This window comes from Kluyvera georgiana ATCC 51603, from assembly GCF_001654985.1.
In the GTDB taxonomy this organism is placed as follows: Bacteria; Pseudomonadota; Gammaproteobacteria; order Enterobacterales; family Enterobacteriaceae; genus Kluyvera; species Kluyvera georgiana.
In genome coordinates, this window is the sequence record NZ_LXEU01000007.1 from 1 (window position 1) to 21,302 (window position 21,302).

At 53.9% G+C, this 21,302-nt stretch carries 17 protein-coding genes and 1 pseudogene; 9 read left to right on the forward strand and 9 right to left on the reverse strand.

The features are described from left to right. The 4 genes from M989_RS25185 to M989_RS01550 form a co-directional block, all read right to left on the reverse strand. Positions 1 to 446 (reverse strand): POTRA domain-containing protein (locus M989_RS25185; protein WP_280683858.1); only part of this gene is annotated, 446 nt, incomplete at its 3' end. 104 nt (positions 447 to 550) lie between these two features. After that, positions 551 to 1,615, reverse strand: coding sequence for a collagen-like triple helix repeat-containing protein (locus M989_RS01540; RefSeq protein WP_064541087.1), 1,065 nt, complete (start codon positions 1,613 to 1,615; stop codon positions 551 to 553). Positions 1,616 to 1,976: 361 nt separating this feature from the next. After that, positions 1,977 to 3,230 (reverse strand): valine--pyruvate transaminase, encoded by a 1,254-nt coding sequence (avtA, locus tag M989_RS01545; RefSeq protein ID WP_064541092.1) that lies wholly within the window; start codon positions 3,228 to 3,230, stop codon positions 1,977 to 1,979. 173 nt (positions 3,231 to 3,403) lie between these two features. After that, positions 3,404 to 5,440 carry an alpha-amylase gene (locus tag M989_RS01550; RefSeq protein ID WP_064541095.1) on the reverse strand — a complete coding sequence of 679 codons (2,037 nt, stop codon included), beginning with the start codon at positions 5,438 to 5,440 and terminating at the stop codon, positions 3,404 to 3,406. A 308-nt stretch (positions 5,441 to 5,748) separates the two neighbouring features. Here M989_RS01550 and M989_RS01555 point away from each other — a divergent pair, with 308 nt between their 5' ends. Beyond that, a complete protein-coding gene (locus M989_RS01555; protein WP_064541098.1) occupies positions 5,749 to 6,570 on the forward strand; it encodes a protein bax in 822 nt (273 codons plus the stop codon). Positions 6,571 to 6,626: 56 nt separating this feature from the next. On the opposite strand, the gene xylR is transcribed toward M989_RS01555, so the two are convergent. The 4 genes from xylR to xylF form a co-directional block, all read right to left on the reverse strand. Continuing rightward, complete coding sequence (gene xylR / locus M989_RS01560) at positions 6,627 to 7,811, reverse strand: D-xylose utilization transcriptional activator XylR (RefSeq protein WP_064541101.1); 1,185 nt, start codon at positions 7,809 to 7,811, stop codon at positions 6,627 to 6,629. A 70-nt stretch (positions 7,812 to 7,881) separates the two neighbouring features. Continuing rightward, on the reverse strand, positions 7,882 to 9,063 hold the full coding sequence (xylH, locus tag M989_RS01565; RefSeq protein ID WP_064541104.1) for a xylose ABC transporter permease XylH: 1,182 nt from the start codon (positions 9,061 to 9,063) through the stop codon (positions 7,882 to 7,884). Beyond that, entirely contained in the window at positions 9,041 to 10,582 is a 1,542-nt protein-coding gene (locus M989_RS01570; RefSeq protein WP_064541107.1) for a xylose ABC transporter ATP-binding protein, read from the reverse strand. Before M989_RS01570 ends, xylH begins: the two co-directional genes overlap by 23 nt. Before the next feature lie 83 nt (positions 10,583 to 10,665). Continuing rightward, entirely contained in the window at positions 10,666 to 11,658 is a 993-nt protein-coding gene (gene xylF / locus M989_RS01575) for a D-xylose ABC transporter substrate-binding protein (protein WP_064541110.1), read from the reverse strand. Positions 11,659 to 12,017: 359 nt separating this feature from the next. On the opposite strand from xylF, the gene xylA reads away from it, so the two are divergent. The 3 genes from xylA to M989_RS01590 all read left to right on the forward strand — a co-directional run bounded on the left by xylA (position 12,018) and on the right by M989_RS01590 (position 15,354). After that, positions 12,018 to 13,340: a xylose isomerase gene (xylA, locus tag M989_RS01580; protein ID WP_064541113.1), complete on the forward strand. Its 1,323-nt coding sequence runs from the start codon at positions 12,018 to 12,020 to the stop codon at positions 13,338 to 13,340. Positions 13,341 to 13,413: 73 nt separating this feature from the next. Next, positions 13,414 to 14,868 carry a xylulokinase gene (gene xylB, locus M989_RS01585; RefSeq protein WP_064541116.1) on the forward strand — a complete coding sequence of 485 codons (1,455 nt, stop codon included), beginning with the start codon at positions 13,414 to 13,416 and terminating at the stop codon, positions 14,866 to 14,868. A 150-nt stretch (positions 14,869 to 15,018) separates the two neighbouring features. Continuing rightward, on the forward strand, positions 15,019 to 15,354 hold the full coding sequence (locus tag M989_RS01590; protein ID WP_064541119.1) for a YiaA/YiaB family inner membrane protein: 336 nt from the start codon (positions 15,019 to 15,021) through the stop codon (positions 15,352 to 15,354). Here the strand turns inward: M989_RS01590 and M989_RS01595 are convergent. After that, positions 15,347 to 16,342 carry an acyltransferase gene (locus tag M989_RS01595; RefSeq protein ID WP_064541122.1) on the reverse strand — a complete coding sequence of 332 codons (996 nt, stop codon included), beginning with the start codon at positions 16,340 to 16,342 and terminating at the stop codon, positions 15,347 to 15,349. The two genes, M989_RS01590 and M989_RS01595, sit on opposite strands and share 8 nt — an antisense overlap. A 170-nt stretch (positions 16,343 to 16,512) precedes the next feature. Between M989_RS01595 and M989_RS01600 the strand changes: the two genes are divergently transcribed. The 5 genes and pseudogenes from M989_RS01600 to M989_RS01615 form a co-directional block, all read left to right on the forward strand. After that, entirely contained in the window at positions 16,513 to 16,818 is a 306-nt protein-coding gene (locus M989_RS01600) for a YsaB family lipoprotein (RefSeq protein WP_064541125.1), read from the forward strand. A 138-nt stretch (positions 16,819 to 16,956) separates the two neighbouring features. Continuing rightward, a complete protein-coding gene (glyQ, locus tag M989_RS01605; RefSeq protein ID WP_004106786.1) occupies positions 16,957 to 17,868 on the forward strand; it encodes a glycine--tRNA ligase subunit alpha in 912 nt (303 codons plus the stop codon). A gap of 9 nt (positions 17,869 to 17,877) precedes the next feature. Then, positions 17,878 to 19,947, forward strand: coding sequence for a glycine--tRNA ligase subunit beta (gene glyS / locus M989_RS01610; protein ID WP_064541128.1), 2,070 nt, complete (start codon positions 17,878 to 17,880; stop codon positions 19,945 to 19,947). 327 nt (positions 19,948 to 20,274) lie between these two features. Further along, entirely contained in the window at positions 20,275 to 20,427 is a 153-nt protein-coding gene (hokA, locus tag M989_RS24240; protein ID WP_122983161.1) for a type I toxin-antitoxin system toxin HokA, read from the forward strand. A gap of 383 nt (positions 20,428 to 20,810) precedes the next feature. Continuing rightward, positions 20,811 to 21,302, forward strand: a pseudogene (locus tag M989_RS01615) (ATP-binding cassette domain-containing protein); the annotation flags it as partial.

Sequence of the window (21,302 nt, forward strand, 5' to 3'; positions counted from 1 at the left end):
TTAATATCGCTGTGGGCGACGTAGCCTTCGACAAGAACAATCTTGAGCGTACCGTCCTGGAAGTTGTCATCCGGAAGCCAGGCATAAGAGAGTGGATAACCGTCGGCGCGATAGCGCAGCGTAATATCGTTAACCAGACCAATCAGCGTTTTTAGCGGAACTTGTTTATGTGCGTAGGGGACAAAAGGACGTAATAACTCTTTTAATGGATATACTGTACCGCCAATAAATTGAATATGATCGACTTTAATCAGTGTTTCAGGCGTTAATTTATTTTTGGGCACGCTAACGCTTAAACCTGGCGCGGCGGCTGCGGGGGCCTGCGGTGTGCTGTTTTGTTCTGCTTTGGCCGGGTTATTCGGGTCAATCAATGCGGGTAATGTGTCTGCTCTGGCAATATTAAGCAGAACGACCCCCGATAGCGCATAAACCAGGGTAGTTTTCATGACGCATTCCTTGTGTATTTTATTGTGCAAGGATGATTCTTGTTATTCTGCTGAAAAACGTGCCCCCATTGCGGGGGCACGGAAGGCATTAATAAATATATAGCTTATTTTTTTGTCGTTAACCCGCTGAGTAGGCCGCTTAAACCACCTAAAGTACCGCTGCTGGTTCCTGTGCTGGTAGTGCTACCGCTTGTTGAACCTGCATTGGTGGTTGTGCTCACGTTCAGACTACCCGTGACATTAGCCAGCAGGCCGCCGCTGGTTCCGGTACTGGTGCCGGTTGGTTTTACCAGACCACCGGCATCGGTCACGATATTACCGACGCTGGAGACAACCTGGCCTACGCCGCTCAGCGTTGGAGAGGTGGTGCCAACCTGGCTTCCCACACCGCTCACTGTCGTCCCTACTTGAGTCAGTAACCCGTTAACCGGGGTGCCCAAACCTGTAGCGGTCCCCACTCCTTGGGTTACGCCCTGTACACCGGACAGTGTATTATTCACCACCGAGGTCACGCCGGTGGTTGTGGCGGTTACGCCCGGGCTTTGCAGTGTACTCGTCAACCCGGTCCCCGTGCCGCTCACGATCTGTCCTGCGCTGTTGACGACGTTGCCTACCACGCCGGTCACGCCCGCGACCGGCGTCCCGGAGGTGCTTGATGACAGGCCGGTACCTACGTTGGATACCGTGTTACCCAGCACGGTGACAGTGCTTGTTGTACCCTGCAATGTGGTTCCCACGCCGTTAGTATTTGAGGAATTACCTATACCATTAGTGACGCCGGTTCCTAGCGTATCGACAGCGTTACCCACGCCGCTCACCGTGGTCGAAATCGTTGAGGTCACCGGATTATTGCCGGTTGTGGTAGTCAGTTGGCTTCCCAGGCCGCTTAAGGTATCGCCTACGCCGGAAACCGCTTTGCCAGTATCGCCAACGATGCTGCTCACCGAGTTATTTGCCGTCGTGCCACCACCGTTGCTGCCGCCATCGCCGCCGCCATCACCACCACCATCCCCACCACCATCACCGCCGCCAGAGCCGCTGCCCTGGGTGCTGCCGTTTTTAGCCGTTGAATGAGAGCCCCCGCCGCTACCGCTACAGGCGGAGAGTGAGAATGCAATAAGAACCGCCATAGCAATAATGCTTAAATGGCTAACGTTTTTAGAGTTCATAACCATACTCCACCAGTTAAAACGCCGAGTGCGTATTAATCAGTGTAAGTAGAAAATAAAGCCTTGCATGGTGCGTTTCTTTTCATACGAAAGGCTGAATAAATCCGATTTTATTTAGGGATAAACAAAGTCTGCTATGTAAAATAATATGCGCTTATGAAACATGCTGTTACTTGTTTTTTAACACGTTAAGCCGGAGTGAATATTAGTGTTGAATGTTTAGTCGTAATGAAATGGCGCTTTAAATTGGGAGTAATCTGAGCGAGGAAGGGGGTAAAACTTTTTGGTGTTCGTTTTTAAAATAACAACTGAGTTCACAGAATATATCGGCCTCTAATACTAGAGGCCGATATATTGTATATTATTGATGTTCGCGCCAGGCTAAATCAATTTCTTCAGCAAGGATTTTTACCCCGGCTTCAATTTTGTCTGGATCCGGCACATAGTTCATACGCATGCATTGGTGAGTGTGTTCCCATGGCTTATCCAGACCCGGGAAGAAGAAATCCCCAGGCACCATCAGCACGCCGCGTTTTTTCAGGCGCTGGTAGAGTGTCTCGGTGGTGATCGGCAGATCTTTAAACCATAGCCACAGGAAAATCGCGCCTTCCGGTTTGTGGATCAGGCAACGCTCTTCCGGCAAATAGCGGCGGATAGTGGCGATGGTTTCCTGCACGCGCTGGTAGTAAAACGGCTTGATAACGGTATTCGACAGGCGCAGCAGATCGCGGCGCTTGATCATCTCGCACATGATCGCTGGGCCAATCCCGCCAGGAGCGAGGCTGATAATGCCGTTCATGTTGCTGATAGCAGCGATAATTTTTTCATCGGCGATGATGATGCCGCAGCGGCTACCCGGCAGGCCAAGTTTAGACAGGCTCATGCACAGCACGATATTCGGATTCCACAGCGGTGTCGCTTCGCTGAAAATAATGCCCGGGAAGGGGACCCCGTAGGCATTATCGATAACCAGCGGCACGCCGTGCTGATGCGCAAGCGCATCCAACTGTTTCAGTTCATCATCGGTGATGACGTTCCCCGTCGGGTTGGTCGGGCGTGACACGCAGATCATCCCGGTATCTTTGCCGATCGGCAGATTTTCGAAATCGACGTGATACTTAAACTGGCCTTCCGGCAGCAGCTCAATATGGGGGCGAGTTGAAACGAAAAGGTCGTCTTCTAACCCCGAGTCGGCATAGCCAATATACTCGGGTGTGAGTGGGAACAGGACCTTACGAGTGGTACCGTCGGCACGACGGCCAGCAAACAGGTTGAACAAGTAGAAAAACGCGCTTTGGCTGCCGTTTGTTAGTGCAATATTCTGTGGTGCAATATCCCAACCTAATTCATTACGCAGCATATCGGCCAACGCGACCAGCAGTTCGTTTTTCCCCTGCGGACCGTCGTAATTGCACAGCGCTTCAGAGACTTTGCCGCTTTCCAGCATCTCCGCCAGTAGATGCTTAAAATAGCTATTCATCTCTGGAATCTGGGCCGGGTTACCGCCGCCAAGCATGATGGCGCCAGGGGTGCGTAAACCGTCGTTGAGGTCTTCCATCAGGCGGGTAATGCCTGAATGGCGGGTGAATTTGTCGCCGAAAAGTGAAAATGTCATAGCCGGATTTCTATTGCTTGTTCTGTGAAGTGGGTAACGATAACGCCACTCACGATGTGGTGCAAATGGCACTAATGCAGAGTCTGTAGTGAATAAAATTGTTAATTGTAAAATTTTAAGTTATTTATTCTACAAAGGCCCGCAATTATGCCGCGGGCCTGGAGGAGTGTAAATCAGCGCTTGCCGGCCCAGACCACCATGACTTTGTCCTCACCGTAGTCTCGTACAAACCCGTAGCCCTGAGAGAGCGACAGCGTGGTTTGTTTCCCTTCACCAATCGCCGGATGACGTGCGCGGAACTGTCCCAGTTTTTGCCAGTGCGCCAGCGTGGCGGCGGATTTTCCGGCGACATCCTGCCAGTTCATTGATGAACGCGTGCCTTGCAGCGGGTCAGAACCCGTTGGGCCAAACGGACGATTAGACTCGTCGCCGTAAAAGATTTGCACTGCGCCCGGCGCGAGCAGCAGGAGTTCGGCGGCGTTGCCGCCTTGCTCGCGGAACAGTCGCGTATCATGCGATGAAAGGTAGCTCAGGACGTTAAAGCTTTGCAGCTTATCGGTCATTTGCTGCCAGATCGGGTCGATGTTGGCCAGGCAGTCGCTGGCTCTGGCGGCCTGATCCTGATAATCAAAGTTAATCATCGCGTCAAAGCCGTGTCGGTAGTAATCACTTTGCATCACGCCGTGGCCCCAGGCTTCACCCGTCATCCAGAATGGCGCATCGTCCATGGCCTTTTGCGGATTAGCTTTTTTCCAGGCTGCCAGTGCATCAACCGACTGCGATTTGAGCTGCTGCCAGGCCGCCAGCTCAACGTGCTTAGCCGTATCGACGCGGAAGCCGTCAATACCATAATCGCGTACCCATTGGCTGAGCCAGTGGGTGAGGTAGTCACGCGGTGTAAAACCGTCGACAGCGCGGGCGTGGGTATCCGCTTTGTGTTGATAGAAATTTGGCATCCCGCTCGGCGTCGTCGATTCTGTTTTCAGATCGGGCAGAAACGCCAGTGACATGGTCAAGTCATCGAAACCAGGGTTGTCGTAGTCGCCAATATCGGTGCGGATCCACGCCTTGCCCCACCATTTCTCCCATGCGGCTTTGTCGCTGAAGTTGATGTAGTCGTTAAAGCTGTGCCAGCTTTGCCCTGCGCCGGGCTTCCAGTCCGTCCAGCGCTGGCCCAGCGTTTTCGTTATCTCATCGCCTTTCAGGTATAGCGCCCCGAACTGATACTCCTGCATATCCGCCAGCGTGGCATAGCCAGTATGGTTCATGACCACGTCAAAGAGGACACGGATGCCGCGCTGGTGCGCACCATCAACCAGCGCGCGCAGGTCATCTTCGGTCCCCATATTGGCGTCGAGCCGGGTCCAGTCCTGAGTGTAGTAGCCGTGATAGGCATAGTGCGGGAAATCCCCTTTGGTGCCTCCGCCAACCCAGCCGTGAATTTGCTCGAGTGGTGAGCTGATCCACAGCGCATTGACGCCGAGTGCTTGCAGATAGTCGAGCTTGCTCGTTAATCCTTTTAGATCGCCGCCGTGGAAGGTGCCGATCTCCTGCATGCCGTCTTTATGGCGCCCATAGCTGTTGTCATTGCTGGGATCGCCGTTGACAAAACGGTCCGTAAGCACGAAATAAACGGTCGCGTTATGCCAACTGAACGGTGCAGTTGTGATGACGTCGGCGCTTTCCAGCAGCAGTAGGCCATTGCTGTTTTCTGCGGGCTGTAGCGTAATTTTGCCCTGGGTGACGACGGCGGTCTTCCCGCTATAAAAATCGCGCACAGTGCTGCCTTCGGCGAAGGTCTGACCGACATCCAGCGTCAGTGGCTTACCGTCCCAGCGCGGGCACTGGCGAACCTTCGCCTGGGCACTGCCGTCCTGTGCCGCGCTTTGCACGGAGATAGTCAGCGTGGGCGTGCCGGAGCGGGTATCAATCTCCAGCGTATAGCTGCCGTCGCGAAACAGGCGCCACTGTGGCGCATCGCCATGGCAAGGTTCGAGCGACAGCATCTGGTTAAGACGAATGGCGCCAGAGGGTTGCCAGCACTGTTGCTCAAGATTCACCCTCAAAGGACGGGTACCCTTTGTGAGCATTTTTTGACTGGTGAACTTCCCCGTTCCATCGGCAGAGAAGGCGGGAAAATCCTGCGCGGTCCAGCTGGCGGCATTGGCAAAAGCGGGGAGCAGTAGCGGTACAAGGGCGGCAAGCTTCATAGCGTTATCCTGTGCCAGAACGTGTTTTTCCCAGTGTGCCAGCAGTTTACCCCACTGTACTCCTCCTTCGCGAAGGAGGAGGAAAAGGGCTGAGTGATGGAGCTCAAAAAATGAGCTAAAATGAGATATGCCCGGCATTTTGTCTGCGCAATTTGTCCTATGCTGAATCGCGTCCGTTTGCTCGTTTCGGAATCGGACTATTTCTTAAGCGTGCGTTGAAGGGCTATTTTTGTTATAATTTGAGATTCAGCTCTCAATTTTATGAAATAAGAAGGCGTTGGAATGATTGCATCCGACCAGGAGACCTAATGATATCGACTCCCATTCGACGATATGGGGCCGCGATACTAATGTTACTCATCTGCACATTTTCAGGTGGGGTGTTCGCAAAAACACACACGGTAACAAAGCATCAGAAAGCCTCGGTAACAAAGACAAGTTTTAATAAGGCCAGCAGTAAACAAGAGTATTCTCGCAATAGTGTAAAGAGTAGTTCACTTCCTGATTTGCGAAAATACCCTTCCGGAACCCCAAGGAAAAGAGCGTTTCTCCGGACGGTAATGCCTTATATCACAAGTCAAAATGCTGCCATCACGGCGGATCGTAACTGGTTGATTTCCAAACAGTACGAAGGCCGTTGGTCGCCGTCTGAACGTGCGCGCCTGAAAGATATCGCCGCACGCTACAAAGTCAGCTGGAACGGCAACACCCGTAAGGTGCCGTGGAATTCGCTGCTTGAGCGCGTCGATATTATCCCGGGCAGCATGGTGGCTACGATGGCCGCAGCCGAAAGCGGCTGGGGTACGTCTAAGCTGGCCCGCGCAAATAACAACCTGTTCGGCATGAAGTGCGGCAGAGGCTGTAAAAATGGCGCAGGTTCCGTCAACGGCTACACCAAGTTCGGCTCCGTAAAAGAGTCGGTGCAGGCGTATGCAACCAACCTGAATACGCATCCGGCCTATGCCTCGTTCCGTAAGTCGCGCGCTCAGCTGCGTAAAACGGATCAGGAAGTCACCGCAACCGCGATGATCCATAAGCTGAAAGGGTATTCGACCAAAGGTTCGAGCTATAACGACTACCTGTTCGCGATGTATCAGGATAACCAGCGTCTGATTGCGGCACATATGTAATCGCTGCTGAATATCAAAAAGGCCTTCCATCGGAAGGCCTTTTTTGTGGGCGGAGGTCAGGCTTGAATCAGCGCCTCGCTGTGCTGCTCGCGATACTCTTTAGGCGTGGTGTCGTACTCTTTTTTGAATACCGAATAGAAATACTGTAGCGACGGATAGCCGCACATCTGCGAAATCTCGTTAATCGACAGCGATGTCGAAACCAGCAGGCTGCGCGCCTTTTCCAGCTTCTCGCTATGGATCACGGCGTGAATGGTCTCACCCACTTCCTCTTTAAAGCGCTTCTCCAGATTCGATCGTGAGATGCCGACGGCGTCCAGCACCTGTTCAACCTTAATTCCCTTGCAGGCGTTATTGCGAATGTAGTGCATGGCCTGAATGACGGCCGGGTCGTTTAGGGAACGGTAGTCGGTTGAACGTCGTTCCATCACCCGCATCGGCGGCACCAGCACCCGCTGGAGCGGCAGAACCTCGTTATCGAGCAGGCGCTGCATCAGCTTGGCTGCCTGGTATCCCATCTGTCGAGCCCCCTGCGCCACTGACGAGAGCGCCACGCGGGAGAGATAGCGGGTTAACTCTTCGTTATCAATACCGATGACGCACAGCTTTTCTGGCACCGGAATATGCAGATGTTCGCAAGCCTGAAGAACATGACGGGCGCGGGCATCGGTGACGGCAATAATGCCGGTTTGCGGCGGCAGGGTTTGCAGCCAATCGGCTAAACGATTTTGTGCATGCTGCCAGTTCTCCGGCGCGGTTTCCTGGCCCTGATAGATGACGCCGCGGTATTTTTCTTTGGCGACAATCTGGCTGAAAGCGTATTCACGCTCCTCGGCCCAGCGCTTACCGCTGGCGGTGGGTAGACCGTAGAAGGCGAAACGGTGGACGCCTTTTTCTTTAAGATGCAAAAAAGCGCTTTCTACCAGCGCGTAGTTGTCGGTCGCGATGTAGTGAACGGGCGGGTACTGCTCCTGGCGGTGATAGGAGCCGCCAACGCCAACGATGGGGACGTCTACATCGGTGAGCAGCGCTTCAATAGTAGGGTCGTCATAGTCGGCGATAACGCCGTCACCCAGCCACTCTTTGATATTTTCGATTCGTGCGCGGAAATCTTCTTCAATGAAGATATCCCACTCTGACTGCGACGCCTGCAAATATTCGCCGACACCTTCAACCACCTGACGGTCAAAGGCTTTGTTGGCGTTGAATAACAGCGTCACGCGGTGACGTTTTCCAAACATGGTTCAGGGTTCCTCGCGAATCATGAGAGGTGTTGCCGATTACTGATTCGGCAACACCACGGACAGGCAATTACGCACGCCGTTTGGTCGCTGAGTCCATCCATACGGCAAGCAATAAAATCGCACCTTTCACGATATATTGCCAGAAAGTGGGGACGTCCATCATGCTCATTCCGTTGTCGAGGGACGCCATAATAAATGCCCCCATGACCGCACCGGCAACGCTGCCCACGCCGCCAGCGAGGCTGGTCCCGCCGATCACGCAGGCTGCGATGGCATCCAGCTCGGCGATGTTCCCTGCCGACGGTGAACCGGCCCCGAGACGTGAGCTCAGGATCAGCCCGGCAATTGCCACCATCAAACCATTAATGGCGAATACCGCCAGTTTGTTACGCTCAACGTTAATACCGGAGAGGCGCGCGGCTTCAATGTTGCCGCCGATAGCGTAGATACGGCGGCCAAAGGCGGTACGGGTAGCCATAAACATGCCACCGAGCAGCAGCAGCGTAAGCAGCAGCACCGGCGTCGGAACGCCGCGATAATCATTCAACAGCCAGATAGCCCCCAGCACGATCACTGCCGTCAGGGCCTGACGACCCACTACGCCGGTGGAGGCAGGCGTTGACAGCCCCATCGACTGGCGGCGGACTCTGCCACGCCATTGCCAGGCGATGAATGCCATCAGCCCCACGGCACCAAAGGTAAAACCGATGCCGTCCGGCAGATAGCTCTGACCTATTTGCGACATCGCTGCGCTGGTAGGCGACACGGTGGTACCGTTGGTGATGCCAATCAAAATGCCGCGAAATGCCAGCATCCCGGCGAGGGTGACGATAAACGACGGCACCTTACGATAGGCCACCCACCATCCGTTCCATGCGCCAAGTACCAGCCCCATCGCCAGCGTCACGATAATGGTGATCGGTAGCGGCCAGCCGAGCCAGACGTCGAAAATCGCCGCCGCTCCCCCCAACAGGCCCATCATCGAGCCGACGGAAAGGTCTATCTCAGCCGAGATAATCACAAACACCATACCCACGGCCAGAATGCCGGTAATGGCGGTCTGGCGCAGGAGGTTGGAGACGTTACGTGCGCTCAGGTAAGCGCCATCGGTGGTCCAGGTGAAAAACAGCATGATCGCAATAATGGCCGCGATCATGACGAAAACCTGTAAGTTCAGGGATTTTAGCCGCAGCGCCGGGGATGTCGCTGGGGCTGCCAGTTTCATTTCAGACGGATTGTTTTTCGACATGGCGTTCGCTCCTTAAGGCGGCTTCCATCACATTTTCCTGAGTCAGGTTATGGTTCACCAGGTTAGCTTTGAGTTTCCCTTCGTGCATGACCAGCACCCGGTCGCTGAGCCCCAGCACTTCTGGTAGCTCCGACGAGATAACGATGACGGCAATGCCTTGCTGCACCAATTGATTGATAAGCTTGTAGATTTCATACTTCGCGCCGATGTCGATACCGCGAGTGGGTTCATCAAGAATCAGGATGCGTGGGTTGAGCAGCAGACAGCGGGCCAGTATCGCCTTCTGCTGGTTGCCGCCACTCAGCCGCCCTATGGCCAGATCCGGCGAAGAGGTTTTCACCTTCAGCCGTTGTATCGATTGCAGTATGCACTGCTGTTCTTTGGCATCGTCGAGGCTGCTCAATGTTCCGCTGAAGTCGTTGAGCGCGGCCAGCGTGATATTCTTGCCTACCGCCATGACCGGCACGATGCCGTCTTTTTTGCGGTCCTCTGGCACCATCGCAATGCCGTGGCCTATCGCCTGCTGGCAGTTACGGATATCGACCTGTTTACCGTCGATAAAAACACGTCCCTCCCAGCGGCCTCGCCAGACGCCAAACAGACACTGTACCGCCTCAGTACGGCCTGCGCCGACCAATCCGGCAATGCCGAGAATCTCGCCACGTTTGAGACTGAAGGAAATGTCGTTAACGCGTTTGATATGACGATTAACCGGATGCCATGCGGTCAGGTGTTCGACGCGCAGGATCTCCTCGCCTGCGGTATGCGGTTCGCTGGGGTAGAGCGCCGTCAGCTCGCGGCCAACCATCATGGTGATGATGTCATCTTCCGTCATGTTGCTGGCGTCGCGGGTGCCGATATGCTGACCGTCGCGGATCACGCAGATCGTGTCGGATATGGCTTTGACTTCATTCAGCTTGTGCGAAATATAGATACAGGCGATGCCGTGGTTTTGTAGGTCGCGGATGATATCCAGCAGGACGGCGGTCTCCTGCTCGGTCAGCGATGCGGTGGGTTCATCGAGGATCAGCAGGCGCACCTGTTTATTGAGCGCTTTGGCAATTTCAACCAGCTGCTGCTGTCCAAGACCCAAATCACCGACGCGGGTATCGGGCGAAATCGCGAGATTGACCTGAGCCAGCAGCTTTTCGCAGCGCAGGGTCATGATGTCGTAATCGAGCACGCCATGGCGGCTGATTTCCGCACCAAGAAAAATATTTTCCAGCACGGTCAAATGTTTAACCAGCGCCAGCTCCTGGTGAATAATAGCAATACCTTTACGTTCGGTGTCGCGAATGTGCGTCGGCTGTAGCGTTTCGCCGGCAAAAATAATTTCCCCGTCATAGCTACCATGCGGATAAATACCGCAAAGCACCTTCATTAAGGTCGATTTGCCGGAGCCGTTTTCGCCACACAGCGAAACAACTTCGCCTGGGTTTAATCTCAGGCTGACATTATCGATAGCCTTAACCACCCCGAAGGTTTTGGTAATGTTCTTCATTTCAAGTAAATATGACATAAGTACTTGTGCTCCACGTAAGCCTGGCTACCGGATATACCCGGTGGCTACGCTGCCCCGGCCTGATGGCCGGGGCATACTATTCAGAGTTCACTCTTCTTATGAAAACCATCTTTCACAACGGTATCGTCAATGTTGGTTTTATTGACTTCGATAGGGGTTAACAGGCGCGATGGAACATCTTTCAGCCCGTTATTGAGCGTGGCATCCGATTTTGGCTGCTGACCATTACCTAACTCGACGGCAATTTCAGCGGCGCTGTTTGCCAGCAGGGTAATCGGTTTATACACGGTCATTGTTTGGGTGCCATTGAGGATTCGTTTCACCCCCGCCAGGTCAGCGTCCTGGCCGGAAATAGCCACCTTGCCCGCCAGGCCTTGCGCGCTTAACGCCTGAATTGCGCCGCCTGCCGTCGCGTCGTTAGACGCGACAACCGCGTCAATTTTGTTGTTATTGGCGGTGAGGGCATTTTCCATAATCTTGAGCGCGTTTTCCGGCAGCCAACCGTCAACCCATTGATCGCCGACGACTTTTATTTTGCCATCATCAATGTACGGTTTTAAGACTTTCATCTGACCGGCGCGGAACAGCTTGGCATTATTATCAACCGGCGAGCCGCCCATCAGGAAATAATTCCCCTGGGGAACCTTGTTGACCAGGCTCTGTGCCTGCATTTCGCCGACTTTTTCGTTATCGAAGGAAATATAAAAATCAATATCAGCATTATTTATCATGCGATCATAAGCTAATACTTTAATGCCTTCCTGTTTCGCTTCTTTAATGACGTTGCTAAGTACCTGGCCGTTATAAGGAATAATGACAAGGACGTCTACGCCACGGTTGATCATATTTTCGATCTGCGACATTTGCGTTTCTTCATTGCCGTTGGCTGACTGCACAAAAACCTGTGCGCCAAGCTGTTCGGCTTTATTAACAAAAATATCGCGGTCTTTTTGCCAGCGTTCGAGGCGTAGGTCATCAATGGCCATACCGATTTTAACTTCTTTGGCGCTGCTCGCCATGCTGGTGAGGAGCAGTGAGGCGCAGAGAGTGAGGCAAAGGTTCTTTATCTTCATAATCGTAATGCCTTTTGTAGGGATAAGGTGATGAGATTGGCGATAAAAGAAACGGAGATGACTTAACTCGCAGCAATTTTTTAACATGCAGGCGGCGGCTGGCAATTACAGATTTTTATCTTCCTATTACGATATTTCGTTTAATTGCTGATTTATGACCGCGATCTGATTTTCAAAATAGAGACTGAAAAATTTGCGTACATAAAATGAGGTTGATTCTATTTTATTTTGCGAGCTAGCGCACATTTGTGGATTCTCTTAATAGCAGTGTGAAATAACGTAATTGAGCGGCCGCCATTCAGAATTCACTATGACCAAACGAATTATTCCTCGCCGCCTGTCAGATTATGGAGTTCATTATGCAAGCATATTTCGACCAACTGGATCGCGTTCGTTTCGAAGGCCCAAAAACCGAAAACCCGCTGGCGTTCCGCCACTACAACCCGGACGAACTGGTGCTGGGCAAACGTATGGAAGATCACCTGCGCTTCGCCGCCTGCTACTGGCATACCTTCTGCTGGAACGGCGCGGACATGTTCGGGGTCGGCTCCTTTAATCGTCCATGGCAGCAGCCAGGTGAAGCCATCGAGCTTGCAAAACGCAAAGCCGATGTCGCTTTTGAATTCTTCCACAAGCTGAACGTACCTTACTACTGCTTCCATGACGTAGACGTCTCCCCGGAAGGCGCTAGCCTGAAAGAATACCTGAACAACTTTGCGCAGATGGTTGATGTGCTGGCGGAGAAACAGCAGCAGAGCGGCGTGAAGCTGCTGTGGGGCACCGCGAACTGCTTTACCAACCCGCGCTACGGCGCAGGTGCGGCGACGAACCCGGATCCGGAAGTGTTTAGCTGGGCGGCGACGCAGGTGTTCACCGCGATGAACGCAACCCATAAACTGGGCGGCGAAAACTACGTGCTGTGGGGCGGCCGTGAAGGTTATGAAACCCTGCTGAATACCGATCTGCGTCAGGAGCGCGAGCAGATTGGCCGCTTTATGCAGATGGTTGTTGAGCACAAACACAAAATCGGCTTCCAGGGTACGCTGTTGATTGAGCCAAAACCGCAGGAACCGACCAAACACCAGTACGATTACGATGCGTCAACCGTGTATGGCTTCCTGAAACAGTTCGGTCTGGAGAAAGAGATCAAGCTGAATATCGAAGCGAACCATGCGACGCTGGCGGGCCACTCGTTCCATCACGAAATCGCCACCGCCATCGCGCTGGGCCTGTTTGGTTCGGTTGACGCGAACCGCGGCGATGCGCAGCTGGGTTGGGATACCGACCAGTTCCCGAACAGCGTGGAAGAAAACGCGCTGGTGATGTATGAAATTTTGAAAGCGGGTGGGTTTACCACCGGCGGCCTGAACTTTGACGCCAAAGTCCGTCGCCAGAGCACCGACAAATATGACCTGTTCTATGGCCATATTGGCGCGATGGATACCATGGCGCTGTCGCTGAAAGTCGCGGCACGCATGATTGAAGGCGGCGAGCTGGATAAACGCGTTGCGAAACGCTATGCCGGCTGGAACGGCGAGCTGGGTCAGCAGATTCTTAAAGGCCAGATGTCGCTGCAGGATCTGGCGAAATATGCTGAGCAGAATCAGCTGGCGCCACAGCACCAGAGCGGGCATCAGGAGCTGCTGGAAGGGCTGGTCAATCACTACCTGTTCGACAAGTAATCTCGGTTTTTGCCGTACACCATGCCCGGGGCGTAAGCTTCCGGGCATCGTACCACCTAAAGGAGCAGTTGCGATGTATATCGGCATAGATCTAGGCACGTCTGGCGTTAAGGCCATTCTACTTGATGAGCAGGGCACCGTGCTGGCCTCGCAAACGGAAAAACTGACGGTTTCCCGTCCGCATCCACTGTGGTCCGAGCAGGATCCTGAGCACTGGTGGCAGGCGACGGATCGTGCGATGAAGGGGCTTGGGCAACAGCATAGCCTGCGCGGGGTGAAAGCCCTGGGGATTGCCGGGCAGATGCACGGCGCCACGCTGCTGGATAAGCAACAGCGCGTATTGCGACCGGCAATTTTGTGGAACGATGGTCGTTGCGCGCAGGAGTGCCAACTGCTGGAAGCGCAGGTTAAAGCCTCACGTAACATTACCGGCAACCTGATGATGCCTGGTTTCACCGCGCCGAAGCTGCTGTGGGTTCAGCGCCACGAAGCGGAGGTTTTCCGTCAGGTCGATAAAGTGCTGCTGCCGAAAGATTATCTGCGTCTGCGTATGACCGGCGATTTCGCCAGCGATATGTCGGATGCGGCAGGTACGATGTGGATGGACGTGGCGAAACGCGACTGGAGCGATGAGATGCTCGCGGCTTGCCAGTTGACCCGCGATAACATGCCCGCCCTGTTTGAAGGCTGCGGCGTAACCGGACACTTGCTGGCGTCAGTCGCCAGCGCGTGGGATATGCCTGCTGTGCCGGTAGTGGCCGGCGGTGGTGATAATGCAGCAGGAGCCGTGGGCGTCGGCATGGCGGATGCGGGCCAGGCGATGCTTTCCTTAGGCACTTCAGGTGTTTACTTCGCCGTAAGCGAAGGTTTCCTCAGTAAACCGGAAAGCGCGGTACACAGTTTCTGCCATGCGCTGCCGGGGCGCTGGCATCTGATGTCGGTGATGCTGAGTGCGGCATCCTGTCTTGACTGGGCGGCGAAGTTAACCGGTCTGGGGACGGTTCCCGCGCTGATTGCCGCGGCGGAGAAGGCCGATGTTAACGCGGGGCCGGTGTGGTTCCTACCGTATCTCTCCGGGGAGCGTACGCCGCACAATAATCCGCAGGCAAAGGGCGTGTTCTTTGGGTTAACCCACCAACATGGCCCGGCCGAGCTGGCACGTGCGGTACTGGAGGGCGTAGGCTTTGCGCTGGCTGACGGTATGGACGTGGTGCACGCCTGCGGCGTGGAACCGAAAAGCATTACCCTTATCGGCGGCGGCGCGCGCAGCGCCTACTGGCGGCAGATGCTGGCGGATATTTGCGGCAAGCAACTTGATTACCGCACGGGGGGGGATGTCGGTCCGGCTCTGGGCGCAGCGCGCCTGGCACAGCTAGCTATCCATAACGATCGTCCCTATGCTGACCTGCTGCCGCAGCTGGCGCTGGAGCAGGAGCATCGGCCAAATGCAGAACGCGTTGCGCATTATGCGCCGCAGCGCGAGACGTTCCGCCAGATTTATCAACATTTGCTGCCATTAATGTCCTGATAAGCTTTACTCCCCGCTCCGTTGAGGAGCGGGCATTTTCCCTCTGTCTTGTCTTGATGTATTCCGAAACTGCCGCTTTTATTGTGTTCTCCAGTGTTAATAAACCATCGTGAGCGATAATGACGACGTTGTCAGTAAGAGAGGTACGTCATGGGAACTATCGTTAAATCACCGCGTGTGGTCTTTATTGTCGGCATCGCGCTCTATTTGATGTGCATCTGGCCTGGTTGCTCGCAGCTGGAAGATAAAGCCTATTTTCTGGCGATGTTGGTACTGGGAATATTCACGATCGTGGCTTACCGGCAGGCCGCGAAGGTGCAATTTGCTCAGTTATGCCGCCTGGTTTTATTGCTGGCATCCGGGCTGCTGCTGGTGGGGGTATGGAATATGCCGCTGGCGTTACCCCAAAAAGGTATCGTCGTCACGGCATGGTTTGCCTGTATGTACGGGGCGGCGCTGTGGCCGCAGCGAGAGTATGCTAGCTAACCAGCTTACGCTTATCCACGCGCTGGAGTGCGATTGAGAGCAGGAGGCTGCCCGCAAGGGTTATCGCAAATACCCACAGGATATCCAGCGCGGGCCAGTTTTTGAGATCGATATTCCAGCTGCGCAGAAGGTAAATGATAAAAGCGTGAAACCCATAGATGCCCAGAGAATGGCGAGAAATGAAGCCTAATCCCGGTAGAACGCGTTGGTTGAACGTGTTTTTAATCACGATGAATAGCGATGCCGCGCAGAGAAAAACCATGGGACCACAGTAGACGTACCAGGTGTCGCCAAAGTTACCGCGCCATTGCAACTCATGCAGCGTGCCGCGCGAAATAATGCTGACGCCAGCGACAAACACTAACCCGCAGATCCACGTCAGCCCCTTGCGGTCCGTCGCCATCGTGCCCAATGCTCGGCCAAGCAGGCCGTAAAGTACGTAGTAAAAGGTATCTCCATTGATGTACAGGTTCACCGGCAGCCAGGTTGCGCCGTCGGTTTTGAGTGGCGGCGTGTTTGGGTTAGCAACAATACCGATGACCACCATCAGCGCTAACAGCATTTTGCCGCTGACGGCCTTGACCTCAATTAACGGTGAAACCAGATAAATCACCATGATGGCGAAGAAAAACCACAGATGGTAGAAAACCGGCTTTTGCAGCAGGTTCTTCAGCGACGTCTCCAGATTGATATGGGTAAAGGCGGCAATGAAGAGTAGCGCGAGAGCGCTGTAGAACAGCAGGCATAGCGCAATGCGCAGGAAATGACGCGGCTGCGCGCTGCGAGGGCCAAAAAACAGGTAGCCGGAGATCATAAAAAACAGCGGTACGCTAACGCGCGATGCAGAGTTCAGAACATTCGCCAGATCCCAACTGAGCGGGCTGATGTCGTGCGGGTGGGTCACAAACCAGGTTGTGGTATGGATCATCACTACCATCAGGCAGGCAATACCGCGTAAGTTATCAATCCAGCTAATTTTTTCTTGCATCAGATACCCTAATCTCCGCTATAAATGTATTCAGACCACGCTGCCGTGGGCGCTATTTCACTGGATAATTCTGAGTTTTGCACTCTGTGCTTGTGGCGCTGTGGTGAGATTCGCACAATGCGGAAGTGTGAAAGGGTACAGCCTAAAATAACAGCCCGGTAAGATAAATAATGATGATGAAGTCTCTCTCTCCCTTGCTGGTGTTAATTCTGCTGGCTGGATGCTCGTCGGCTGAACAGCCGGTGGTGCAAAAAACGCAAAGCGCGAAAATGAATCCTGCACGCTCGTTGAGCATGGAGCAGCTCTGCAAAGACAATGCGGCGGCACGTTATAATACGGCAGTGCAGAAGATAGACGTAACCGGATTTGAACGTTTCCAGGGCAGCTACGAGCTGCGTGGCTATACGTCACGTAATGAGAGTTTTGTCTGTTCATTCGACGCGGACGGCGGCTTTTTACACCTCTCAATGCGTTAAAACAGGCCCGGTAGCAGCAAAATCCGGCCTGTTTTTCCCAATTTTCCCTAAACAACCCCGTTTCATACTGTATATCTCGCAGCCAGCGGGTATACTGACTCCTTCCTTTAAATCCACACGTATCCAGCACGAAATCATATGCAAAAGTTTGATACCAGGACCTTCCAGGGCCTGATCCTGACCTTACAGGATTACTGGGCTCGTCAGGGCTGCACCATTGTTCAACCACTGGACATGGAAGTTGGCGCGGGCACCTCTCACCCCATGACCTGCTTGCGTGCGTTGGGGCCAGAACCGATGGCAACTGCCTACGTGCAGCCGTCCCGCCGTCCAACCGATGGCCGTTATGGCGAAAACCCGAACCGTTTACAGCACTACTACCAGTTCCAGGTGGTGATTAAGCCGTCTCCGGAAAATATTCAGGAGCTGTACCTTGGGTCTCTGAAAGAGCTGGGTATGGATCCGACCATTCACGATATTCGTTTCGTGGAAGACAACTGGGAAAACCCGACGCTGGGTGCCTGGGGTCTGGGTTGGGAAGTGTGGCTGAACGGCATGGAAGTGACGCAGTTCACCTACTTCCAGCAGGTCGGCGGCCTGGAGTGTAAGCCGGTGACCGGTGAAATCACCTACGGTCTGGAGCGTCTGGCCATGTACATTCAGGGCGTAGACAGCGTTTACGATCTGGTATGGAGCGACGGCCCGCTGGGTAAAACCACCTACGGCGACGTGTTCCATCAGAACGAAGTGGAGCAATCCACCTATAACTTCGAATACGCCGACGTCGACTTCCTGTTCTCCTGCTTTGAGCAGTATGAGAAAGAAGCCCAGCAGCTGCTGGCGCTGGAAAACCCGCTGCCGCTGCCTGCCTACGAGCGTATTCTTAAGGCTGCCCATAGCTTTAACCTGCTGGATGCGCGTAAAGCCATCTCCGTCACCGAGCGTCAGCGCTATATCCTGCGCATTCGCACCCTGACCAAAGCAGTGGCAGAAGCTTACTACGCTTCCCGTGAAGCCCTTGGCTTCCCGATGTGCAACAAGAATAAATAAGAGGCGGCCATGTCTGAGAATACTTTTCTGGTGGAAATCGGCACTGAAGAGCTGCCACCGAAAGCGCTGCGCAACCTGGCGGAATCTTTTGCGGCAAATGTGACCGCAGAGCTGGATAACGCGGGCCTCGCGCACGGTAAAGTTGAATGGTTTGCTGCCCCGCGCCGTCTGGCGCTGAAAGTCGCAAATCTGGCGGCCGCACAGGCGGATCGCGAAGTCGAAAAGCGTGGCCCGGCGATTGCCCAGGCGTTCGACGCGGAAGGTAAACCGAGCAAAGCGGCTGAAGGTTGGGCGCGCGGCTGCGGTATCACCGTCGATCAGGCCGAGCGTCTGACCACCGACAAAGGCGAATGGCTGCTGTATCGCGCACACGTTAAAGGTGAAAGCACCGAAGCGCTGCTGCCGAACATGATTGCCACCTCGCTGGCTAAGCTGCCGATTCCGAAACTGATGCGCTGGGGTGCTAACGATGTGCACTTCGTGCGTCCAGTGCACACTGTGACTCTGCTGCTGGGCGATAAAGTCGTTCCGGCTACCATTCTGGGCATTCAGTCTGACCGCATCATTCGCGGCCACCGCTTTATGGGTGAGCCTGAGTTCACTATCGACAATGCTGACCAGTATCCGCAAATTCTGCTGGAACGCGGCATGGTGATGGCTGACTACGAAGCGCGTAAAGCTAAAATCAAAGCGGACGCCGAAGAAGCGGCTCGTAAGATTGGCGGTGTTGCTGACCTGAGTGAAAGCCTGCTGGAAGAAGTCACCTCGCTGGTGGAATGGCCGGTGGTGCTGACGGCGAAGTTTGAAGAGAAATTCCTCGCGGTACCGGCGGAAGCGCTGGTGTACACCATGAAGGGCGACCAGAAGTACTTCCCGGTGTACGACAACGCCGGCAAGCTGCTGCCAAACTTTATCTTCGTCGCGAACATCGAGTCGAAAGATCCGACCCAGATTATCTCCGGTAACGAGAAGGTCGTTCGTCCGCGTCTGGCGGATGCCGAGTTCTTCTTCAATACCGACCGTAAAAAGCGTCTGGAAGATAATCTGCCGCGTCTGCAAACCGTGCTGTTCCAGCAACAGCTGGGTACCCTGCGCGACAAGACTGACCGCATTCAGGCGCTGGCGGGTTGGATTGCCGGCCAGATTGGCGCTGATGTGAACCACGCTACTCGTGCGGGCCTGCTGTCTAAGTGTGACCTGATGACCAACATGGTCTTCGAGTTCACCGATACTCAGGGCGTGATGGGCATGCACTACGCGCGTCACGATGGCGAAGCAGAAGATGTGGCGGTGGCGCTTAACGAGCAGTATCAGCCGCGCTTTGCCGGTGATGATCTGCCGTCTAACCCGGTAGCCTGCGCGCTGGCGATCGCCGATAAGATGGACACCCTCGCGGGTATCTTCGGTATCGGCCAGCATCCGAAAGGCGACAAAGACCCGTTTGCGCTGCGTCGTGCCGCGCTGGGCGTGCTGCGTATTATCGTTGAGAAGAACCTCAATCTGGATCTGCAGACCCTCACCGAAGAAGCGGTACGTCTGTATGGTGACAAGCTGACCAACGCGAAAGTCGTCGATGAGGTTATCGACTTTATGCTCGGTCGTTTCCGTGCCTGGTATCAGGATGAAGGCTATAGCGTTGACACCATTCAGGCCGTGCTGGCGCGTCGTCCGACTCGTCCGGCAGACTTTGATGCGCGTATGAAGGCGGTGTCTCACTTCCGTACTCTGGAAGAGTCTTCTGCGCTGGCTGCGGCCAACAAGCGCGTATCGAACATTCTGGCGAAATCTGACGAGACGCTGAATGATATCGTTCACGCCTCCGTACTGAAAGATGCGGCGGAAATTAAGCTGGCGGGCCACCTGGTGGTGCTGCGCGACAAGCTTCAGCCGTATTTTGCCGAAGGTCGCTATCAGGAAGCGTTGATTGAACTGGCGTCATTGCGTGAGCCGGTAGACACCTTCTTCGAGAACGTGATGGTCAACGCCGACGACAAAGACGTGCGTATCAACCGTCTGACGTTGCTCTCCAAACTGCGCGAATTGTTCCTGCAGGTAGCGGATATTTCGCTGCTCCAGTAACACGAAAGCGTTAAATAAAAACCTGCCAGACGGCAGGTTTTTTTATATCTGCTGTTTTATTACTTGAACCATTAATAATTGCCTGGTCTATATTTAATATTATTTCATTGATAAGTGAGAAATATTTTAGGAATACACCAAAATAGGTCAGTGCTTATTTTAAGGTAGAATATCGGTGGGTGCTTGAGACTGTTTGTCTCAGGTATTCATCGAAAGGCAAACAGAGAAAAGCCCCACCTGACTCTAAATCAGAATGAGGCCACCTCTATGCATGAACACCATAAGGGTAGCCTCTTACTTGTTGAAAATCAACACAGGAGGCGATGGATGCCGCAAAAATCTATGTTGTATAGTTTAATAGTGATATGTCTCACTATTCTATTATTTACCTGGATGGTTCGTGATTCATTATGTGAATTGCATATTAAGCAAGGCCATACTGAATTAGCGGCATCTTTAGCCTGCGATATTAAACAGTAAGGGCTTATGGCGGGGATTATCCCCGCCATTCTGACGGTGTGATGTATTCTCAATACATCCGATTAGATTGAGCTAAATAATATAAAAGCCTCCTGCATGCGGGAGGCTTTTTTCTTTCGGCGTCGCATGCTGAGTAAAAAATAGTCTTGAAATCCACCGGGCAATACGTTTATCCTTTGCCGCGACGAATCCCTCGTCTCACTGAGGCACACTGAAAATGGACAAACACACCTGCTGAATTCGAATCCTTGCCGGGCACATGCTGCGGGCAGGGGGGTTATTGATTTCACTCAGGAGTGCTTATGGCCCATTGTGCGCAATCCCCTTCTTTTATTTTGCATCAAGTCACCTGTCAGTTAGCGACGGGCGATACTCTTTTTGGCCCGCTGAATCTGTCGCTGGAGCGGTCGCGGTGCGGCTTGGTCGGGCGTAACGGCGTGGGTAAAACCCGTTTATCGGTCAACGCTGCCTGGCTGGATCAGCATCTTACTCAACTGGATCTCTCTTTGTCGGTTATGGCACATCTGCGGGCGGGGGAGACGCTATTAGAGGAGGGCGCGCTGCGGACCCGGCTGGCACAGCTTCAACTGGGCGCAGATAAGGTTAATCTGCCGCTGGCGACGCTGAGCGGCGGCGAACGCTTAAAGGCGGCGCTGGCTTGTGTGTTGTGGCGTCGGGCATCGACGCAGCTTTTGCTGTTGGATGAGCCCACCAACCATCTCGATCTGGCATCGGTGCAGGCGATTGAGGCGGCGTTAGCGGGGTTTCCCGGCGCGATGATTGTGGCGTCGCACGATGAAGCGTTTTTACAGGGGTTGCGGCTGACACACAGCCTGACGTGGCAAGAGAGCGGCTGGGTTTTTACGACGTTATAA

Coding starts and splice junctions, on each gene's coding strand:
- M989_RS01540 (WP_064541087.1), bottom strand. CDS start 1,615: ATGAACTCTAAAAACGTTAGCCATTTAAGCATTATTGCTATGGCGGTT.
- avtA (WP_064541092.1), bottom strand. CDS start 3,230: ATGACATTTTCACTTTTCGGCGACAAATTCACCCGCCATTCAGGCATT.
- M989_RS01550 (WP_064541095.1), bottom strand. CDS start 5,440: ATGAAGCTTGCCGCCCTTGTACCGCTACTGCTCCCCGCTTTTGCCAAT.
- M989_RS01555 (WP_064541098.1), top strand. CDS start 5,749: ATGATATCGACTCCCATTCGACGATATGGGGCCGCGATACTAATGTTA.
- xylR (WP_064541101.1), bottom strand. CDS start 7,811: ATGTTTGGAAAACGTCACCGCGTGACGCTGTTATTCAACGCCAACAAA.
- xylH (WP_064541104.1), bottom strand. CDS start 9,063: ATGTCGAAAAACAATCCGTCTGAAATGAAACTGGCAGCCCCAGCGACA.
- M989_RS01570 (WP_064541107.1), bottom strand. CDS start 10,582: ATGTCATATTTACTTGAAATGAAGAACATTACCAAAACCTTCGGGGTG.
- xylF (WP_064541110.1), bottom strand. CDS start 11,658: ATGAAGATAAAGAACCTTTGCCTCACTCTCTGCGCCTCACTGCTCCTC.
- xylA (WP_064541113.1), top strand. CDS start 12,018: ATGCAAGCATATTTCGACCAACTGGATCGCGTTCGTTTCGAAGGCCCA.
- xylB (WP_064541116.1), top strand. CDS start 13,414: ATGTATATCGGCATAGATCTAGGCACGTCTGGCGTTAAGGCCATTCTA.
- M989_RS01590 (WP_064541119.1), top strand. CDS start 15,019: ATGGGAACTATCGTTAAATCACCGCGTGTGGTCTTTATTGTCGGCATC.
- M989_RS01595 (WP_064541122.1), bottom strand. CDS start 16,342: ATGCAAGAAAAAATTAGCTGGATTGATAACTTACGCGGTATTGCCTGC.
- M989_RS01600 (WP_064541125.1), top strand. CDS start 16,513: ATGATGATGAAGTCTCTCTCTCCCTTGCTGGTGTTAATTCTGCTGGCT.
- glyQ (WP_004106786.1), top strand. CDS start 16,957: ATGCAAAAGTTTGATACCAGGACCTTCCAGGGCCTGATCCTGACCTTA.
- glyS (WP_064541128.1), top strand. CDS start 17,878: ATGTCTGAGAATACTTTTCTGGTGGAAATCGGCACTGAAGAGCTGCCA.
- hokA (WP_122983161.1), top strand. CDS start 20,275: ATGCCGCAAAAATCTATGTTGTATAGTTTAATAGTGATATGTCTCACT.